We start from the raw sequence: 17,564 nt of genomic DNA, 5'->3' as shown, positions 1-17,564 counted from the left end.
GATGAACCGCAAATGGTCGAAAATCGTCTACGGCGGAGATTACAATCCCGAACAATGGCCAAGAGAAATCTGGGACGAGGATATGCGTCTGTTCAAGCTGGCCGGCATCGATATCGTCACCTTAAACGTCTTCTCCTGGGCGCTGAATCAGCCGGACGAGCGCACTTACCGGTTCGAATGGCTGGACGAGGCCATGGACCTGCTCCACGAGCACGGCGTCGCGGTCTGTCTGGGCACGAGCACGGCCGCGCATCCGGCCTGGATGGCGCGTAAGTATCCGGACGTGCTGACCGTCGATTCCGAAGGCCGCAAGAAGAAGTTCGGGCGCCGGCACAATTCCTGCCCGAACAGTCCGACCTTCCGCCGCTATTCGGCGCTTATGGCCGGCAAGCTGGCCGAGCGTTACAAGAGCCATCCGGCGCTGCGGCTCTGGCACGTCAACAACGAGTACGGCTGGCGCTGCTATTGCGACAACTGCGAGCGGGCGTTCCGCGAATGGCTGAAGAAGCGGTACGGCACGCTGGAGGCTCTGAACGCCGCCTGGTATACCCGCTTCTGGGGCCATACGTTCTACGACTGGGACGAGATCGTCCTCCCCAGCCTGTTGTCCGAGCATATCGATCCGGCTCATCCCGACAAGACGGCGTTCCAAGGCATCTCTCTCGACTACGCCCGGTTCGCCTCGGACAGTCTGCTCGACTGCTATAAGCTGGAGAGGGACGCCATCAAGGCGGTCATTCCGGACGCTGTCGTGACCACCAACTTCCAGGGCAACGGCGCTTATAAGCCGCTCGATTACTTCAAGTGGGCGAAGGAGCTCGACGTCGTCGCGCTGGACAGCTACCCGACGAACGACATGCCGATGAGCCAGATCGCCATGCGGCACGATCTGATGCGAGGATTGAAGGGCGGAGATGCCTTCCTGCTGATGGAGCAGAGCCCGAGCGTGCTGAACTGGAAGGACGTCAACCCGCTCAAGCGTCCCGGCGTGATGCGCCTCTGGAGCTATCAATCGATCGCGCGCGGAGCGGAGAGCCTCATGTTCTTCCAGATGCGGCGCAACGCGGGAGCGTTCGAGAAGTTCCACGGCGCGATTATCGACCATGCCGGCCATGAGCATACCCGCGTATTTCGCGAAATCTCGGAGCTGGGAGGCGAGCTGCAGCTGTTGGGCGACACGCTGCTCGGCGCCAGAACGCCGTCCAGGGTCGCCATCGTCTTCGACTGGGACAACTGGTGGGCAATCGAATATTCCAGCGGCCCGACCGTCGCGCTGAAATATCTCGATCAGATTCAGCGCTATTACGACGCCTTCTACGAGCAACACATTCCGGTCGATCTGATCGGAGTGGAAGACGATCTTGCCGCCTACGACCTGGTGCTGGCTCCCGTGCTGTATATGGTCAAGCCGGGTTATGCCGACAAGCTGGAGACTTACGTGAGCGGCGGCGGAACGTTCGTCACCACCTTCTTCAGCGGCATCGTCGGAGAGAGCGATCTGGTGACGCTCGGCGGCTACCCGGGAGAGCTTCGCAGGCTGCTCGGCCTATGGGCGGAGGAGATTGACGCGCTGTTCCCGGAGCAGGCCAATACGATCGTCATGACGCAGCCGCTGGGCGCCGTTCAAGGCCAATACTCATGCGGTCTGCTCTGCGATCTGATTCATCCGGAAGGCGCCGACGTGCTGGCGGAGTACGGAGACGACTTCTACCGGGGCAGACCTGCGCTTACCCGTCATCGCTTCGGGCAAGGCGAAGCCTGGTACATCGCCTCCAGCCCGGAGCCTCGGTTCCTGTCCGACTTCGTGTCGGAGCTGTGCGAGCGCTTAGGCATCCGCCCGCCGCTGAACGCGCCGAGCGGCGTCGAGGTCGCGCAGCGCGTTAACGCCAACGGACGGTTCACCTTCCTGCTGAATCATCGCGAAGACGAGGCTGAGGTGGACGTCGGTCCCGATGCCTGCAGAGAGCTGCTGTCCGGCTCCGATCTGCAGGGAACGGTCAAGCTCCCTCCGAAAGGCGTTCTCATCCTGCAATGCGCTTGCGAAAAGGAGGCTCTCCCATGACCGGCGGCGATAACAAGCTCAAGCTCTGGTACCGCCGCCCCGCAGCGGAATGGGTCGAGGCGCTGCCGCTCGGCAACGGACGGCTGGGCGGCATGGCGTTCGGAGGGATCAAGCACGAACGAATCCAGCTCAACGAAGATACTCTATGGTCCGGACGTCCGACCGACCCGAACCATTACGGAGCCGCAGCGCATCTGGATGAGGTGCGGAGGTTGAATTTCGCCGGACGATACGCGGATGCGCAAGCTGTGATCGAGGAGCATATGCTCGGTCCTTGGGTCGAATCGTATCAATCGATGGGCGATCTTCGCCTTGAGTTCGAAGGGGACGAGACGGTCGAGGACTACCGGCGCGAGCTGGACTTGCGGGAAGCCGTCTTCCGCACGAGCTTCGTTCGCCAGGGGGTTCGTCATACGAGAGAAGTATTCGTTTCCGAGCCGGACCAGGTCATGGTCGTTCGTCTGGCCGTCGATCAGCCCGGCAAGCTGCATGTGAAGGCCTCGCTGGACAGTCCGCTTAACTATTCGGCAGGGCGGGCGGACGGACGCCGCATCGTGCTGTCCGGCCATAGTCCGGTTCACGTCGAGCCCTATCACGTCGACACCGAGCAGTCGGTATTCTATGAAGATCGGCAAGGATTAAAATTCGAGATTCATCTTCAGGCCGCATCGACGGACGGGCGGGTGGAGACCTACGGCAACCGCATCGTGATCCAGCATGCGACGGAAGCCGTACTGCTGCTGGCCGCAGCGACCAGCTTCAACGGCTTCGACCGCGATCCGTGGCACGACGGGAAAGATCCGGCCGAACAGTGCCTCTCCCGGCTGAGCGCCGCTTCTCCGCAAGCCTACGAACAGCTGCTCGCTCGCCATACGGCCGACTACCGTCGCCTGTTCGACCGAGTCGAATGGCGGCTCGATGCCCCTGGCCTCGATACGCTGCCGACGGACGAACGGATCGATGCGCTGCGCGCCGGGAGAAGCGACCCCCAACTGGCGGTGCTCTTCTATCAATACGGACGCTACTTGCTGATCTCCAGCTCCCGTCCGGGCACGCAGGCGGCGACGCTGCAAGGCATCTGGAACGATATGACCCGTCCGCCCTGGGCTTGCTGCTACACGATCAATATCAACACGCAGATGAACTATTGGGCGGCGGAGGCGAACCACTTGGCCGAATGCCACGAGCCGCTGTTCGACCTGCTGGACGATCTGCAGAAGACGGGAGAGCAAACGGCGAGAATCCATTACAACAGCCGCGGATGGGTCGTTCACCACTCGACCGACCTGTGGCGGACGGCCACCCCTTCCGGCGGTCCGTCGAAGGGACCCGCCAGCTGGGCATTCTGGCCGATGGGCGGCGTCTGGCTTTGTCGGCACCTGTGGGAGCACTACGAATTCGGCGGAGACCGGGCTTTCCTGCGGCAGCGGGCCTATCCGGTTATGAAAGGAGCCGCCCTGTTCTGCCTGGACTGGCTTGTGGAGGACGGCGAAGGGCGTCTCGTGACGAATCCGTCCACATCTCCGGAGAACACGTTTATCGGTCCGGACGGACGCAAGGCCGCCGTCAGCATCGGCTCGACGATGGACATGATCTTGATTCGGGAGCTGTTCGGACACTGTATCGAGGCCGCTTCGATTCTGGACGTCGACGGGGAATTCAGACGTACGCTGGAGCAAGCCCGCAGCCGGCTGCTTCCGCTGCGAATCGGCCGATACGGCCAGCTTCAGGAGTGGTTTCGGGACTTCGAGGAAAGCGAGCCGGGCCACCGGCATACGGCCCATCTGTATGCGCTGCATCCGGGAAACGAAATCGTCCCTTCCCGCGATCCGGAGCTCGCCGATGCGGTCAGAACAACGCTCGGACGAAGGCGGGAGCATGAGAAGCTCGATACGATCGGGTGGTGCTTCTCCTGGATGATCAGCATGTATGCTCGGCTGGGGGACGGGGAGACCGCTCACGATTATTTGGAGAAGCTGCTCCGCAATCCGTTCCCGAACCTGTTTAACGCGCACCGGCATCCGAAGCTGGTTTTCTATCCGATGACCATCGAGGCGAATTTCGGGGCAACCGCAGGGATTGCCGAGCTGCTTCTCCAGAGCCACTCCGGGGAAGTTCGTCTGCTGCCGGCGCTGCCTTCGGCTTGGCCCGACGGCGGCATTCGCGGCTTGCGGGCGCGCGGAGGCTTCGAGGTAGCCATGGAGTGGCAGGGCGGCAAGCTGATCCGCGCCGAAATCCTCTCTCGTAACGGAAGTTCGTGCCTGCTCCGAACGGACGTGCCGTTCGTCGTCGTTGCGGCCGACTCCGGCGAGCGGCTAGCCAGCGATGAGCTCTGCGAGGTTCAGTTTGCCACGCGATCGGGCGGCGTGTACGCTATCGAGACGATGCAATAAATGTCTTCGCTGAACGAGCTGATGCTGGCCTATTATTGGCAGCGCGGCATCCTGTCCAGAAGCCAGAACCGCACCGTCTGCTTGCCGGAGCGCATTCCCCGAAGCTCGGCAGCCCCGATCTGGGCTTTGAGCGGACAGCCGCCGAGCAAGTGTCTGCTGAATAGAACGAAGGAGAGGGGAAGCGCTTCCCCTCTCTTCTGATGTTTCCGAAACGGGAAGCCCCGCGCCCGGATTTCTTGTCGGAGCCCGACTGGCGGCGCCGAAAAGGATGATCCCGCACCGCCATTTCGCTCATTCCCTCGATAACCGGACAAGCAGGTCGTTCAGCCGGTCGAAGTTCTGCTCGTTGCCTTCGACGCAGTACGTCTTCGCTTGTTCGAACTCTTCCGCTTTCCCGAAAACCTGGCGGAACACGATTGTTGTGCGACCGGCCAGCTCCTCGAAGGTGGCGGTCACTTGAAACTCGGGGCTGTTCCGATGCTTGATCACGATTCGCTCATGCGGCACGACCTCGACAAATTCGTTATGGTTCGGGTAGTCCGTGCCATCCGGTCCGTGCATGACGAACCTCCACGTGCCGCCCGGACGCATATCGAATTCGTGGAACGTATTGGCGAACCCCTTCGGTCCCCACCAGCGAGCCAATTTTTTGGGGTCGGTCCAAGCTTCAAATACTTGTTCGCGCGGGAATTCGAACTCCCGCGAGGAAATGACTTCATTTTCCCCTACGATTGCCGCCATCCTGCTTTCCTCCTCCCTTAGAGCGACTTGCCCAGAGCGTCCAGCATTTCGTTCGTGCCGTGCTCGCGGATTTCCGGCGTATCGTGCCCGTCGATGAAAGCACCCTGTTCGGTGAATACGAGCTTGGTGCCGTTCTCGACCGGAATGAACTCAACCGTCGTCAGCGAGACGGAAATCCGCGTATCCCCCGCGTCCAGAGTGTAGGTGTAGACGATGCGCTGCCCGGGAACGATCTCGTTGTAGCGCGCCTCGAAGGTGAAGATCGGCCCCTCCGGCGGTCCTCCGCTGCTGTATTCCCGCCCTCCGACGCGGAATTCGAACACTTCGGGCTTCGAGAACCACTTGGCTTTGGCCTCCGGGTCGGACCAAGCTTGATAAACCCTCTCGGGTGCTGCGGAATAGATCTTTTCGACGACGAAGGTGGCATGTTTAACGAATCTCTCGGTCACGGTTTGTCCTCCTTTAATGTTGTCCCGTTTCGTCCCTCGGCTAGAAACCGTCCCAATGCGTCCAGACGGTGCTCCAAGCTCTTGCTGCGTTCGATGACCAGTTTTTCATGGCTTCTTTTCATCGCCTGCAGCAGCTTCGCGAAATCCTCGACGGCTAACGGTTCTTTTCCCTTAATGCTCTTGGCCAGATGCTGGAGCTGTTCAAGAAGATTCTGCTGCAATCGGATCTGCTCTTTGATCCGAGCCGTCTGCAGGTCCACGATCTCAAGCGCGCCGATCTGCCCTTCGGCCAAAACGGATTTGATTTCGTCAAGGGACAAGCCCAGTTCCTTGAGAGACAAAACCTGCTGCAGACGAGACAGATCGGAATCGTTGTACAGTCTGTGCCCGGATTCCGTCAACTCGGATGGCGAGAACAATCCGATCTGATCGTAGAACCGCAGGGTACGTACGGTAAGCCCCGTTAATTTGGCCAGATCTCCTACCTTCCAATACCGTTCCATACTGTCTCCTTCGTTAGCGCTAACTGTTTACCGGTGATTTGATTATAAAACATGACGTAACGTAAGGTGCAAGCAAAAATAAAAAAGAGCCCACGATCGAGAAACGATCCGTGGACTCGGAAGTCCTCCACTTATCTTGGCGTTAATCGAACGACCGAATGGCCGCGGTCAACTCTATTTCCACCGGGGCATTATACGGCAGCTCGGCTACGCCGATGGCCGAACGAGCATGGGCCCCCCGGTCTCCGAAAATATCCAGCAGCAAGGCCGACGCCCCCTCCACCACTTCCGGCTGATTAACGAAACCCGGAGCCGATGCGACGAATCCGGTCATTTTGACGAATCGCTCGATGCGGTTCAAGTCGCCCAGCACATGCTCCAGCTCGGACAGACAGTTGAGCAGCGACAGCCGGGCCGACTCCTTGCCTTCCTCGATCGTGACCTCCCGGCCGAGCTTCCCCGTATGGACGAGCTTCTGCTTCACCGTGCCGGTCTGGCCGGCGGAATAGATCAGCCCGTTATAGATCACGGCCGGCTCGTAGGACGCTACCGGCTTCGGCAGCTCCGGGACGGCAAGACCCAGCTCTTCCAATCGCTTATAAATGTCCATAACTTGCAATCCTTCTCCCTTCTATCCCATATAGGTTGAACCAACCATCATATGAAGTCCCTTTCGTCATTGCGCTCAGTCTGCCCGTTGTCGCCTCTTTGGTTCAACCTATATCGTTTATTCGCCCACCGATAATCCGCCGTCTACGTAAAGCACTTGACCGGTAATGTAAGCCGCCTTTTCCGAACCGAGAAAGAGCACCGCATTCGCGATGTCGAGCGGAGTGCCTACCGTACGCATCGGCACCCCCTTGGCATCCGCGGGATGCGGCTGCCTCTCGATCCAAGGCCGCGTGGCCGGCGTGTCGATCAGGCCCGGGGCGACCGCGTTGAAGCGGATACCGGAAGCGGCATACTCCAGCGCCAGCGTCCGGGTCAGCGTATCGATGCTGCCCTTGGACCAGGCGTAGGCCGCAAAGCCGGGAGCGCCAAGCGCCATCGTAGACGATACGCTGACGACGGCGCCCCGCCCGCGATCCATCATCCCCGGGAGAAAGCCTTGCACGCAGCGGACGCAGCTCATCACGTTCGTCTGGTACGAGGCATGAAAATCGGCCTCCGTGTGACTCAAAATGCCGCCGCTCCGATAATTGACCCCGACATTGTTAACCAGAACATCCGCATATCCGAGCAGGCCGACGGCTTTGTCGATAAATTCGCGCATCTGCGTCGGATTGGACAGGTCCGCCTGAATGAACTCAACCTCTCCGCCGCAGGATGACGAGGCGATCGCCTTCGCCGTCTCCTCCCCCGCGGAGCCGTTCCGGTCGGCGAACACGACGGTCGCCCCGGCTTCGGCGAAAGCTTCGACGATGCCTCGGCCGATCCCCATGGCGCCGCCGGTCACCACTACTCGTTTGCCCGCAAAATCGCCCAACTCATGCCCTCCTCATCAAGGCCGCCACGGCTTTATATACGGCATTTCACTTCACGGCCAGATAACGCAGCTTCTGCTCGTCCACCTCGACGCCGAGACCGGGGCCCTCCGGCACGAGGTAGCTGCCGCTGTCGATGCGGATTTTCTCGGTCAGCACGTCGTCGCCATGAGCCTGGTAGGTGCTGTCCATCGCGTAGCTGAAGGCCGGCATCGTACTGGTCGCATGCAGAATGGCCGCCAGCTTGACGCCCATATCCCAGCCGCAATGATGCGCAAGAGGCAGATCGGCCTCCTGGGCGATGCTCTCCAGCCGGATCAGTTCGGTAATGCCGCCGAGCGGCTCGAAATCGACGATGGCGATGTCGATGGCGGCGCGTCGGATCGCCTCGAGCAGGTTGCCGGGAATGTAGCAGTCCTCGTTGATGCCGATCGGCGTGCGGGTGCGATCGCGAAGCGACTTCAGGTCGTCGAACTTGTTCACTTTAATGGGCTGCTCGATATATTGCAGATCGCAGTCCTCGACTCCGCGCAAATAACGCAGCGCCGTCGGCGTATCGTAGCCTTGGTTCATGTCGACGCGGAGCTCGAAGTCATCTCCGGCCGCCTCGCGCATCGCAATCGCCCGTTTGACGTCCCAGACGACGTCCTTGCCGCCCTTCGTCTTGAGTGTTCGGAAGCCTTCCGCTTTCACCTGCGCGATTTTTTCCTTCGTCTCCCCGATGTCCAGCATGCCCAGGGCGTACGCAATGTCAATCCGCTCTCTGACCTTGCCGCCGAGCAGCTCGTATACCGGCTTGTTGACCGCTTTGCCCATGATGTCCCAGCACGCCATCTCAATGGCTGTCAGGAAGCTTTTCGTATTGATTTGCGGATTGTACACCGGGCTGAACGCTCGCATGATCTTCTTGAGCTCGAACGGATTCTGGCCGATCACGAGCGGAGCGATATAATCGTCCAGCAGCGCCTTCGTCAGCTTGACAGAAATAATAGGGTTCATTTCTCCCCAGCCCGCGATGCCTTCGTCGGTCGTCACTTTAAAAATCAGACTGGTTGCCTTTGTCGTTCCCACTTTGTCCTGACTGCCCCGGTAAGGCGCGATCCCTCCCTCGGAGAGAGGGATGACGGGGATTTCCACGGGCGTCATTTCGATTCCGATGATTTTCATGAGAGCACCCTCCACGTTTCCTTATTCACAAGCAAGCGGTTTATCCTTTGACGGCGCCCTGACCCAGACCTTGCACGAAATATTTTTGCAGCCACAGGAAGAACAAAATCGGCGGCAGAGAGACGAGCGTGGCCGCAGCCATTGTGCCCCCCCAGTCCACGTCGAACATCGTCGAGAACTCGGTCAGCCCGATCGGAACCGTACGCGCCGCATCCGACGATGTCAGAATAGACGCGAGAACGAACTCGTTGTAGGACATGATGAAAGCGTAAATGCCCGTTGCCGCAATGCCTGGCGCAGCCAAAGGCAGGATGACGACGAACAGCGCCTTCAGATGGGAGCAGCCGTCCATCTGGGCCGCTTCCTCCAGCTCCCGGGGAATCGACGCGAAATAGCTTCGGCACATCCAAGTTACTACGGGCAAGGTGAGAATGAGATGGGCAAGAGCCAGACCCGCGATCGAATCAAGCAGTCCGAGCCGCAGCAGGATAAAATAAATCGGGATCATCAACACCGTCAGCGGCAGCATCTGGCTGAATAGCATAAACAGCGACAACGGCTGGCTTCCCTTGAACCTGTAGCGCGCGAAGCCGTAACCGGCTGCGCCTCCTAGCAGAAGCGACAATAAAGTGGTGCCGAGACCGACGAGCACGCTGTTGGCGAAATACCGGGGAATCGAGGAATGCTGCAGTACGTTATCGTAATGCTCCAGGGAAATTTTGCTCGGAATCCAACGCGGCGGAATCGAGAATACCTCCGATGACGGCTTGACGGACGTGCTGAGCACCCAGGCGAGCGGGAAAAGGACGAAAAGAACGAGCAGAACGAGCAAACCGTAGGTTGCCGCCTTGCGCGGCCATTTGGCTTTGCTTCTATCCATCCCTCACACCTCCTTGGCAGATCTGCGAATGTACCAGATCGCGAAGACGAGACTGATCAGCAGCTGCAGCACCGAAATAGCGGAAGCGCCGTGAATATCGAAATCGCGGAACCTATCGTATATGGACAAGGCCAGCACTTCCGTGCTTCCCGCCGGTCCCCCCTGGGTCATGATCCAGATCAGCGTAAAGCCGTTTAGAGACCAGATGATCAGGATGAGCAGCGCGATGAAAATGACGTCCTTGAGCAGCGGAAGCGTAATGAGCCGCAACCGCTGCGTACCGCTTGCCCCTTCCAGATCGGCCACCTCATACAAGTCTTTCGAAATGGCCTGCAGCCCGGCGCTCATCATCAGCATGGCGTAAGGGAACGTTTCCCAGACTTGCACCAGCATAACCGAGGGCAGCGCGAGCGACGTGCTGGACAGCCAAGACACCGGCTCGCGGATCAAGTGCAGGCTCATGAGCATATGGTTAAGCATGCCGAAATCGTAGCTGTACAGCCACTTCCATACGACCGCCTTGACGACGCCCGGCGTGATCCAGGACAGCATCAGCACAGTCCTCCACAGGTTGCGGCCCCGGACGAAATCCTGGTTCAGCAGCAGCGCCGCCCCCGTGCCGATCGCGAAAGCCAGCGCTACCGTCCCGACCGTCCATATGGCCGTGTTTCCGAGCATTTTTCCGAACAGGGGAGAGCGGAATACGGACGAATAATTGTCCAGCCCTACGAACGCGGAGCCTTCGTTCACGAAGCTGTAGTACAGCACGGACAAGATCGGATATAGGATCAGCAGCGTAGTGACGAGCAAACCCGGCGCCACGAAAGCGATTCCCCGCCTCTCGGACGCCGTAAACCATTTGCCAAGCATGGAAATCGACCCTCCCCGCGTTAATAAATGAACCGGCCAGGAGATCGCTCTCCCGACCTAACGTCACGATTTCAACGCGGCATCCACTTCGGCCGTCATTTTGTCCGCGGCCTCCTGAACGTCCATGTTGTTCAAAATGACGAGTTGGATATAGCGGTACATCGTTTTTTCGATGTTCGACCAGTTCTCGTGGATCGGCTTCGACTTGCCTTTTTCCAGCTGATCGGAGAACGGCTTGAGCAGCGGATCGGAAAATTTCGGCTGCTCGAGAGCGCTCTTGCGTCCGGGGAACGTCGCCGTCAGCTCCGCCATGTGCTCCGGTTGGGCGATGAACTGTACCAGCTTGCGCGCTCCGTCCTTATGCTTGGCCGGTTCAGGCACGATGAGCGAAAATCCGTCAACCGTCGTCGTGCCCATGCCGCCCGTTCCCGGCAGCACGGCCGTTCCCAGCTCGATGGACGGCTTGTCCTTTCCGATCGGCTCGATATCGAACTGGCCGCCGATGTACATCGCGATTTTCTCGTTCATGAACAGGTCTCGCATCGACGTATTGTCGAGTTCCACCGTGCTCTTGGGCGCCTCGCCGTTCTTGATCGTGTCAGTCAGCTTCCGCAGCGCTTCAACAGCCTCCGGCGTATTGAGCAGCGATTTCGTCTTGTCTTCGTTGAACACGTCTCCGCCCTCGGTGAACAGCATCTGGATGTAGCGGGTCACCGCATTCGCCTGGTTGCCGAGCGGCCACGCCGTGGCATATTGATCGGTAGTGCCGTCCTGGTTCGTATCCTTGGTCAGCTTTTGCGCCGCAGCCATGAATTCGTCCCACGTCTCCGGGAATTTGTCCGGATCGAGGCCGGCGTCCTTGAACATCTTCTTGTTATACAGGACGCCGGACCCGTCATGCCGGAAAGGAACGCCGTATACGCCGCCGTCGTAGGTGTTGATCTCCAGCGCCGATTTGATGAAGTCGTCCTTGGGCATCTTGTCGTCGAAATAATCGTCCAGCTTGAGCAGCAAGCCTTTGGCGGCATAGCCCTGAATGCGCGATTCCAGCTCGGTAATGACATCGGGCACGTCTTTCGTCATGAGAGCGACGCGGATTTTGTTCTCCATCGTATCCCATGTCGTTACGACGATGTCTACCTTCACGTCGGGATTTTCCGTCTCGAACTGCGAGACGAGCTTTCGTGCCGTCGCTTCATCCCAGTTTGGCAACCACCAGGTGACGGTCTCTTTTTTACCGCTTTCGCCCGCGCTCCCTCCGTTCGATGCTGCCGTACCTTCCGAGTTCCCTCCGCCGCAAGCGGCCAGCCCCAACATAGCAACGATGACAAGCATAAGTCCCCATTTCCGCATTCCGTTTTCCTCCCTAAGAAAATTGTTTATCCATGACCCCCGTCTGGCTCGCATTTGTCTAGAAGGAAGGGGGACAGAACCGTATGCGAATGCTACAAAGCGCTCATGTAAGCGATTAAGCGCTTCAGATTGTCGACGGACAGCTCCAGCATGCGCCGGCCCTGCGCAAGATCAGTCTTGGCCGGATTGCCGGTAGCCCCCGTCGGAGAGAAATCCTTAACCGTCTGGGAAATCATCGTCCCTTCATAGAATTGCCCCCATTCACCAGCGCCACGAGAAGAAGCTTCGTACTGATCCGGCTGGATATAGTCGGGTTGGATCGCCATGAGCATGGACGTCTCCGTCTCGTCTGCATGCAGCGGAGGCCGGCGGCCGTACATGCGGACGATCTCCGGCTCGATGCTCTCGAACCATGTCCAGACGACCACCCGAATGTCGGCATCCATCATGACATATCGGGCCATCTCCTTCAGCGGCTCCCGGTTCCCTCCGTGTCCGTTAACGACTATGACTTTCTTCACGCCATGATACGCCAGGCTTTTCACGATTTCCCCGACGTACCGCTTCAGCGTCTCGGGGCTTACCCACAGCGATCCGGCGAAATGACGGTGGTATTCGGCCACGCCAACCGGAACCGAAGGAAGCAGCATCGCGTGCTCCACCCCGTCAACCGACTGGGCCAAGCCTTCCGCGATGTACAAGTCCGTTCCGAGCGGCGCGTGCAGTCCGTGCTGCTCGATGCTTCCGACCGGCAAGATCGCGACCGTCGCTTCCGTCAGCTTTTCCCGGAAATCGTGCCATGTTCCTCTTCTCATCGCCTTCGCCCCCTTTACTTAATCTCTCCAAGCCGGCGAAGCTGATCGCCGAACGCCACGACGTTCTCTTTGGGCGCCTTGCCGTACCACAGGTGCAGCATGTAGCCGTCCGCGCCGCCTTTGTGGGCCATCGAAACGGCTTCTCGCACGTCGTTCGGCGTCGCCGGCGGATCGCCGACGAGCCCGGCAATGATTTTGTGTTCGGGGCCTACCTCAAGCTTCGCCTTCTTCACTTCGTAGTAGACGTTTTCCACCCCGACGCCCTCTTCCTCGAAGCCGCGGAACGAATCCGGTCCGGTGAACGCTTTGAGCCGGAAATACTGGTCCAGCAGCTCCTCTTCCTTGATAGCCGGAATCGCCTGCTGAATTCGCTTCAGGGGTTTGATTTCAAACGAGCCGATCCGCTTGTGGTAGAGCATCAGCTTCGTCAGGTCGGTAATCGCCGGCTGGGTATGGTACAGCTGGCCAAGCGTCCAGGAGAAGCTCGGAGATACCAGGTCGCTGGACACGAGAATGCCGGGATCAATGCCTTTGACCATGCGGTTAATCCCGCTGACAAATTCGTCGACCGAGCTCCCGCGGAACTGCAGCCACTTCACGAGGTCTGGATGCTTGATTACGAAACGCATGACATCAAACAGGCCGCGGTACGAATCGGCGAAATTCTTGAAATTGTCGTACGTCAGTGTAGTCGCTTCTTTATACAAGGCGCCGATTTCCGCTCTGATCTTATCGATGTCGAGACCGGCGTTTCTAGCCTTGGCCATGCAGTGATCGCAGAAGCAGTTGCCGATGGCCAGCTGACGGAGCGGATACAGCTCGGGAAGCACCCAGTCCGGGACGACCTGCGGATCGTAGAAGTCGATGCTGACGACGTCCAGCTCCACTTCCTTGATTCCCTTGTAGTTGCGGAGAATGTCCTCCGTCCTGCCGAAGAAATAATGCCGTACGTCCGGATTGTTCGGACACATCCAGTGCTTGCTGCGCTTGCCTTCGATATCGACGACCGCCGTATCCGGATAGGCCTCGACGATCGGATCGCTGACTCCCGGCGTGATATCGAAATCAAGGCTCAAGCCGTACCGGTTTGCGAGCGCATTCAATTCGTCGAACTCGGAATTAATCAAATTAAACTTGGTTCCGAACGCGTCGCCTACGTTCTTCTCGTAATCGATCTGTACCCACGGGTCGATTTTGGTCTGGCGGTAATACTCCTCGTGAACATCGAAAGCATGAGCGATGCCGCCATACATGATGTGGGTGATCCCGGCCTCCTTATACCTCTGGAAAGCAGTCTCCAAACCCTCCGCGTAATCCTCCTCGAAAACGCCCCAAACGCCCACGTACTTCGTTCCCACCGCGAAAGCCTCCTTAAGTTAAGCAGGTTGTGAAAGAAATTATAAGGAAATTATAAGAGAAATAGTTTCCTTATTTGTCCCCAATTATACTCCGTTAAACCGTAAATGCAACATTTTTTTCTCGTTCTTTCGAAGGGTCGTTCCGACTAAATTCCTATTTAATTGCCAATTTTCGTTGATTTATTTGATATTTATCAGGTTTTCTTTTATGATATAGCTGAGAAAAGAAATACATTTATGATGGAAACTATTAAGAAATTATTTCTCTGTCGTTTCGTCCGATTTCGATTGCAAGGATTGAAAATGGATATAACAGGTTCATCCCTATATAATGGGAGATGATAGGACACGGAACGGCAAAGGACATAAGTTTGAATCCGTTAAAGGAGTGTTCAGGATGTCCGTTACCTTTAAAGATGTCGCGAAGGAATTGGGGGTGTCCGCTTCGACCATTTCCAAAGCGATCAACGATCGCCCCGGCGTCAGCGAGGATTTGCGCAAGCGCATTTTGCAGGCGCTGGACGAAAAAAATTTGCGCCCCAAGCAGCGGATCGGCGGACTGGTGAAGGAGGCAGGAGTCAGCATCACCCTCCTGGTCCGTATTAACCAGTCGGTGAAGACGGACCCGTTTTACGCGCTCATCACGGAAGCCATCTCTGCGGAGCTGCAGAATCACCGCTGCAGCCCGCTGTACAACGTCATGCACGAGCGGCGCCTGGAGCCGGAGGCGTTTCATGAAATGTTCGAGTCCGGTTCTATTAGCGGCGCGATCATGGTCGGCGCGGACTTCGACGTCGAACTGCTCGAGCAGGTGGCGCGCCTGGGCGTTCCCGTCGTCACCGTGGACAATCAGTATGACGGTTTCGGCTCGGTCAATACCGATAATTGCGCCGGCGCAATGGATGCGACCCGCCATCTGATCGAACTCGGCCACCGGAACATCATTTTTCTTTCGGGTCCGCTGGACCACAAGAGCATCCAGCAGCGCTACAAGGGCTATCTGGACGGCCTCAGCGAGGGCCGGGGCGGAAGTCCCATCTTTATCGAATGCGAAGGCGTCAGCGTCGACGACGGGTACGATGCGATCCGCTCCTGCAGCCACGGCGATTTCACCGCCGTTTTCGCCGCCAACGACAAGCTTGCCATCGGGGCGATCAAGGCTTTGAAGGAGAAAGGCAAGCGCATCCCGGAAGACATAAGCGTCGTCGGCTTCGACGATATTGAATGGGCCCTGCATACGGAACCGCCGCTTACGACCGTGCGAACGGCCAAGCATCAGTTAGGCGCGCTTGCAGCCCAACTGCTCATGCATCAGATGAACGGGAACGAGGAATTCCACGCCGTTAACATTACGGTGGCCGCCAAGCTCATCACGAGAGGCTCCACGGCTCCGGTTAAGATACGCAAGAACTAATCCGGAGAAGAGGTCCGGATGGCATGGTCGAATTGATCGTTAAACGATGCAAAAAGCACCCGTCCCTTCAAAGAGGGGATGGGTGCTTCTATTCTGTGCATTATTTTTAACGCAGCTGCAAATCAACGCATTGGATACCGACGATCAGTCTAATATTTGCCTCGCCAGCCTCAGAGACAGCTCCCGCACCTGCTCGACCTCCAGCCGGAAGGTGGCGTTCAGCTCGCTGGCGTCCTTGGAGCGGCCGATGCAATTGTGAAGCACGCCTTCAAGCATCAAATAATATTTGGCGTTGATCGGGTAAAGCTGCTTTTCCACCCAAGAAGCCGCCGTCAGAATCGGCATCAGGCGCTCGGCCTCCTCCGGGCGGTCCTGCCAATGTCTCACCAGCCACGCGTACAGCTCCGGATGGAAGTTCGCCATCACGCCGCTGTATCCGGATATTCCGAGCTTCAGCGATTCCAGCAGAGTCGTCGTGTTGGCGTTGTAGATTTTCAGCCCGCTGTCGCGAACAGCCTCCATTCGGCTTCTCAGCATCTCCAGATCGCAGCAGGTATCCTTAAGGAACGCAAACCGTCCTGTCTCGGCACACCAGCGGAGAAGCTCCGGCGTAACCAAGCGCTTGTAAGGATACGGACATTCATAGAAGCCCAGCGGCAGCTCCTTCGGAAGCCGCTCCAACAGTTGCGCCAGCCGGCTCTTCAGCGTCTCGTCGCTCTCCTCCGGTCCGGCCAGCCGGTTCGTGATGAGCACCAGCGCGTCGATGCCGGTGGCGCCCATCGCGTTCAGCTCCTCAACCTGCTCCTCGAAGCCGCCAGCAATATGGCCGGAGGCGATGACCGGCACGCGGCCGGCCGCCCGGCGCACCGTGTACTCCGCGACCTTCACCCGCTCCTCCAAGCTCAGGTAGAACATCTCGCTGGACTGGCAGACCGCGAACAAGCCGTCCACGCCTCTGTCCAAATACCACTCGATCAGACGGCCCAATGCGTCGTAATCGACTGCTCCCTCCGCCGTATACGGAGTCAGCATCGTCGGCCATACGCCGCTGCGGATACTGTGGCTCCTCATAATATAATCTCCCAAAAGGCAATCCGTTCGCGTTTCCAAGTATACGTAATATACAGTACGTTCCCGCGGGCCACGATCGCCGGATAGGAATATTCGCCCTGTTCGTCCTCCAGTACGAACTCGCCGCCCCACGAGATCCCGTTATCCTCGGAGAAGCTGACCACCAGAGGCGTGCGCGGCGAATTCGTGGCGAAGCCCCGGACAGGATTATAGACGAGCGCCAGCGTTCCATTCTCCAGACGGACCAAGTCGATGCCGCTGTTATTGTTCGGCAGCGCCGTGGCGTACGCCATGGACCATGTGTTCCCCCCGTCCGACGAATCGCTGCGGAAAATTGAGCCCTCGGTGCTGCGCAGCAGCATATGCACGTTCCCTTGCCCTGTCGACCAAAGGGTTGGCTGGATCAACCCTTTGGCGAACCACTTCTCCGCACCGACATATTGGTCCAGTTCCATCGGAACCGGCTCGCTCTGTCGCCATGTCCGTCCGTCGTCGGGCGAAATGTCAACGAACGCATGCCAGATTTCCTGGCCGGGACGATCCGGATCGCGCCGCTCGACCGAGGAGGGAGCCAGCAAGGTTCCGTCCTCCAGCCGGATCGGCTTGTTGCGTACGGGACCGCGCCCGCCGACGTCGCCAGGTACTAGCTCCCGCGGCTCGGACCAGGTCAGACCGCCGTCGCGGGACCGGATAACGCGTGTATGCCAATCCGCAATCTCGTGGCCCACTTTGTAATAGAGACTCACGTCCGAGCCGTTGACATCGAGCACCGGATTCCAGTGAGCGACTCCTTCCTCGTCGGCCGCTTGAATGGGAACGGACCATTGTCCGTCCGTGCGGACGGACAGCCAGATGGCGACATCACTGGCCTTCTCGTGCAAGCCTCCGAACCAAGCCGCAAGCGCCTTGCCCCCAGGCAGTGCGGCGACCGTGGAAGCATGGCAGCTGGGGAAGGGACGATTCTCCTCGAAAATATATTGTTTCTCTGCGGATAGAACAGCCAT

Annotated in this window: 17 protein-coding genes; 4 read left to right on the top strand and 13 right to left on the bottom strand. The window is 58.5% G+C overall.

Annotated features, from left to right (window positions below):
- Position 1 precedes the first annotated feature (1 nt).
- Genes ACFO3S_RS19935 through ACFO3S_RS19925 form a run of 3 tightly spaced genes read left to right on the top strand, consistent with a single transcriptional unit; the run spans position 2 to position 4,656 of the window.
- The gene (locus ACFO3S_RS19935; protein ID WP_378099688.1) at positions 2–2,062 is read left to right on the top strand and encodes a beta-galactosidase; all 2,061 of its coding nucleotides are present in this window, start codon (positions 2–4) and stop codon (positions 2,060–2,062) included.
- Positions 2,059–4,455, top strand: coding sequence for a glycoside hydrolase family 95 protein (locus ACFO3S_RS19930; RefSeq protein ID WP_378099686.1), 2,397 nt, complete (start codon positions 2,059–2,061; stop codon positions 4,453–4,455). The genes ACFO3S_RS19935 and ACFO3S_RS19930 overlap by 4 nt, the downstream gene beginning before the upstream one ends.
- The gene (locus tag ACFO3S_RS19925) at positions 4,456–4,656 is read left to right on the top strand and encodes a hypothetical protein (protein ID WP_378099684.1); all 201 of its coding nucleotides are present in this window, start codon (positions 4,456–4,458) and stop codon (positions 4,654–4,656) included.
- Between the two features lie 90 nt (positions 4,657–4,746).
- On the opposite strand, the gene ACFO3S_RS19920 is transcribed toward ACFO3S_RS19925, so the two are convergent.
- From ACFO3S_RS19920 to ACFO3S_RS19870, 11 genes are all read right to left on the bottom strand, one after another.
- Positions 4,747–5,196, bottom strand: coding sequence for an SRPBCC family protein (locus tag ACFO3S_RS19920; protein ID WP_378099682.1), 450 nt, complete (start codon positions 5,194–5,196; stop codon positions 4,747–4,749).
- Between the two features lie 17 nt (positions 5,197–5,213).
- Positions 5,214–5,645, bottom strand: a complete 432-nt coding sequence (locus ACFO3S_RS19915) for an SRPBCC family protein (protein ID WP_378099680.1) — start codon at positions 5,643–5,645, stop codon at positions 5,214–5,216.
- On the bottom strand, positions 5,642–6,148 hold the full coding sequence (locus ACFO3S_RS19910; protein ID WP_378099678.1) for a MerR family transcriptional regulator: 507 nt from the start codon (positions 6,146–6,148) through the stop codon (positions 5,642–5,644). Before ACFO3S_RS19910 ends, ACFO3S_RS19915 begins: the two co-directional genes overlap by 4 nt.
- Positions 6,149–6,290: 142 nt before the next feature.
- Positions 6,291–6,758 carry a RidA family protein gene (locus ACFO3S_RS19905; RefSeq protein WP_378099676.1) on the bottom strand — a complete coding sequence of 156 codons (468 nt, stop codon included), beginning with the start codon at positions 6,756–6,758 and terminating at the stop codon, positions 6,291–6,293.
- Between the two features lie 117 nt (positions 6,759–6,875).
- On the bottom strand, positions 6,876–7,634 hold the full coding sequence (locus ACFO3S_RS19900) for an SDR family NAD(P)-dependent oxidoreductase (RefSeq protein WP_378099674.1): 759 nt from the start codon (positions 7,632–7,634) through the stop codon (positions 6,876–6,878).
- Between the two features lie 46 nt (positions 7,635–7,680).
- Positions 7,681–8,799, bottom strand: a complete 1,119-nt coding sequence (locus ACFO3S_RS19895) for a mandelate racemase/muconate lactonizing enzyme family protein (RefSeq protein ID WP_378099672.1) — start codon at positions 8,797–8,799, stop codon at positions 7,681–7,683.
- 40 nt (positions 8,800–8,839) lie between these two features.
- A complete protein-coding gene (locus ACFO3S_RS19890) occupies positions 8,840–9,679 on the bottom strand; it encodes a carbohydrate ABC transporter permease (protein ID WP_378099670.1) in 840 nt (279 codons plus the stop codon).
- A gap of 3 nt (positions 9,680–9,682) precedes the next feature.
- Positions 9,683–10,549 carry a carbohydrate ABC transporter permease gene (locus ACFO3S_RS19885; protein ID WP_378099668.1) on the bottom strand — a complete coding sequence of 289 codons (867 nt, stop codon included), beginning with the start codon at positions 10,547–10,549 and terminating at the stop codon, positions 9,683–9,685.
- 63 nt (positions 10,550–10,612) lie between these two features.
- Positions 10,613–11,902, bottom strand: a complete 1,290-nt coding sequence (locus tag ACFO3S_RS19880) for an ABC transporter substrate-binding protein (RefSeq protein ID WP_378099666.1) — start codon at positions 11,900–11,902, stop codon at positions 10,613–10,615.
- A 92-nt stretch (positions 11,903–11,994) separates the two neighbouring features.
- A complete protein-coding gene (locus ACFO3S_RS19875) occupies positions 11,995–12,717 on the bottom strand; it encodes a creatininase family protein (RefSeq protein WP_378099664.1) in 723 nt (240 codons plus the stop codon).
- Between the two features lie 14 nt (positions 12,718–12,731).
- Positions 12,732–14,075: a glycoside hydrolase family protein gene (locus ACFO3S_RS19870; protein WP_378099662.1), complete on the bottom strand. Its 1,344-nt coding sequence runs from the start codon at positions 14,073–14,075 to the stop codon at positions 12,732–12,734.
- 397 nt (positions 14,076–14,472) lie between these two features.
- Here ACFO3S_RS19870 and ACFO3S_RS19865 point away from each other — a divergent pair, with 397 nt between their 5' ends.
- Positions 14,473–15,489: a LacI family DNA-binding transcriptional regulator gene (locus tag ACFO3S_RS19865; RefSeq protein WP_378099660.1), complete on the top strand. Its 1,017-nt coding sequence runs from the start codon at positions 14,473–14,475 to the stop codon at positions 15,487–15,489.
- A gap of 144 nt (positions 15,490–15,633) precedes the next feature.
- Here ACFO3S_RS19865 and ACFO3S_RS19860 read toward each other — a convergent pair whose 3' ends face one another.
- Both ACFO3S_RS19860 and ACFO3S_RS19855 read right to left on the bottom strand, forming a co-directional pair.
- Entirely contained in the window at positions 15,634–16,560 is a 927-nt protein-coding gene (locus ACFO3S_RS19860) for a dihydrodipicolinate synthase family protein (RefSeq protein ID WP_378099658.1), read from the bottom strand.
- Positions 16,557–17,564, bottom strand: coding sequence for a sialidase family protein (locus ACFO3S_RS19855; RefSeq protein WP_378099656.1), 1,008 nt, complete (start codon positions 17,562–17,564; stop codon positions 16,557–16,559). Before ACFO3S_RS19855 ends, ACFO3S_RS19860 begins: the two co-directional genes overlap by 4 nt.

The organism is Cohnella hongkongensis, assembly GCF_042654645.1.
Lineage (GTDB): Bacteria > Bacillota > Bacilli > Paenibacillales > Paenibacillaceae > Cohnella > Cohnella hongkongensis.
The sequence above is the reverse complement of the archived record's forward strand: the minus strand, read 5'-3'. Positions and strand labels throughout refer to the sequence as shown.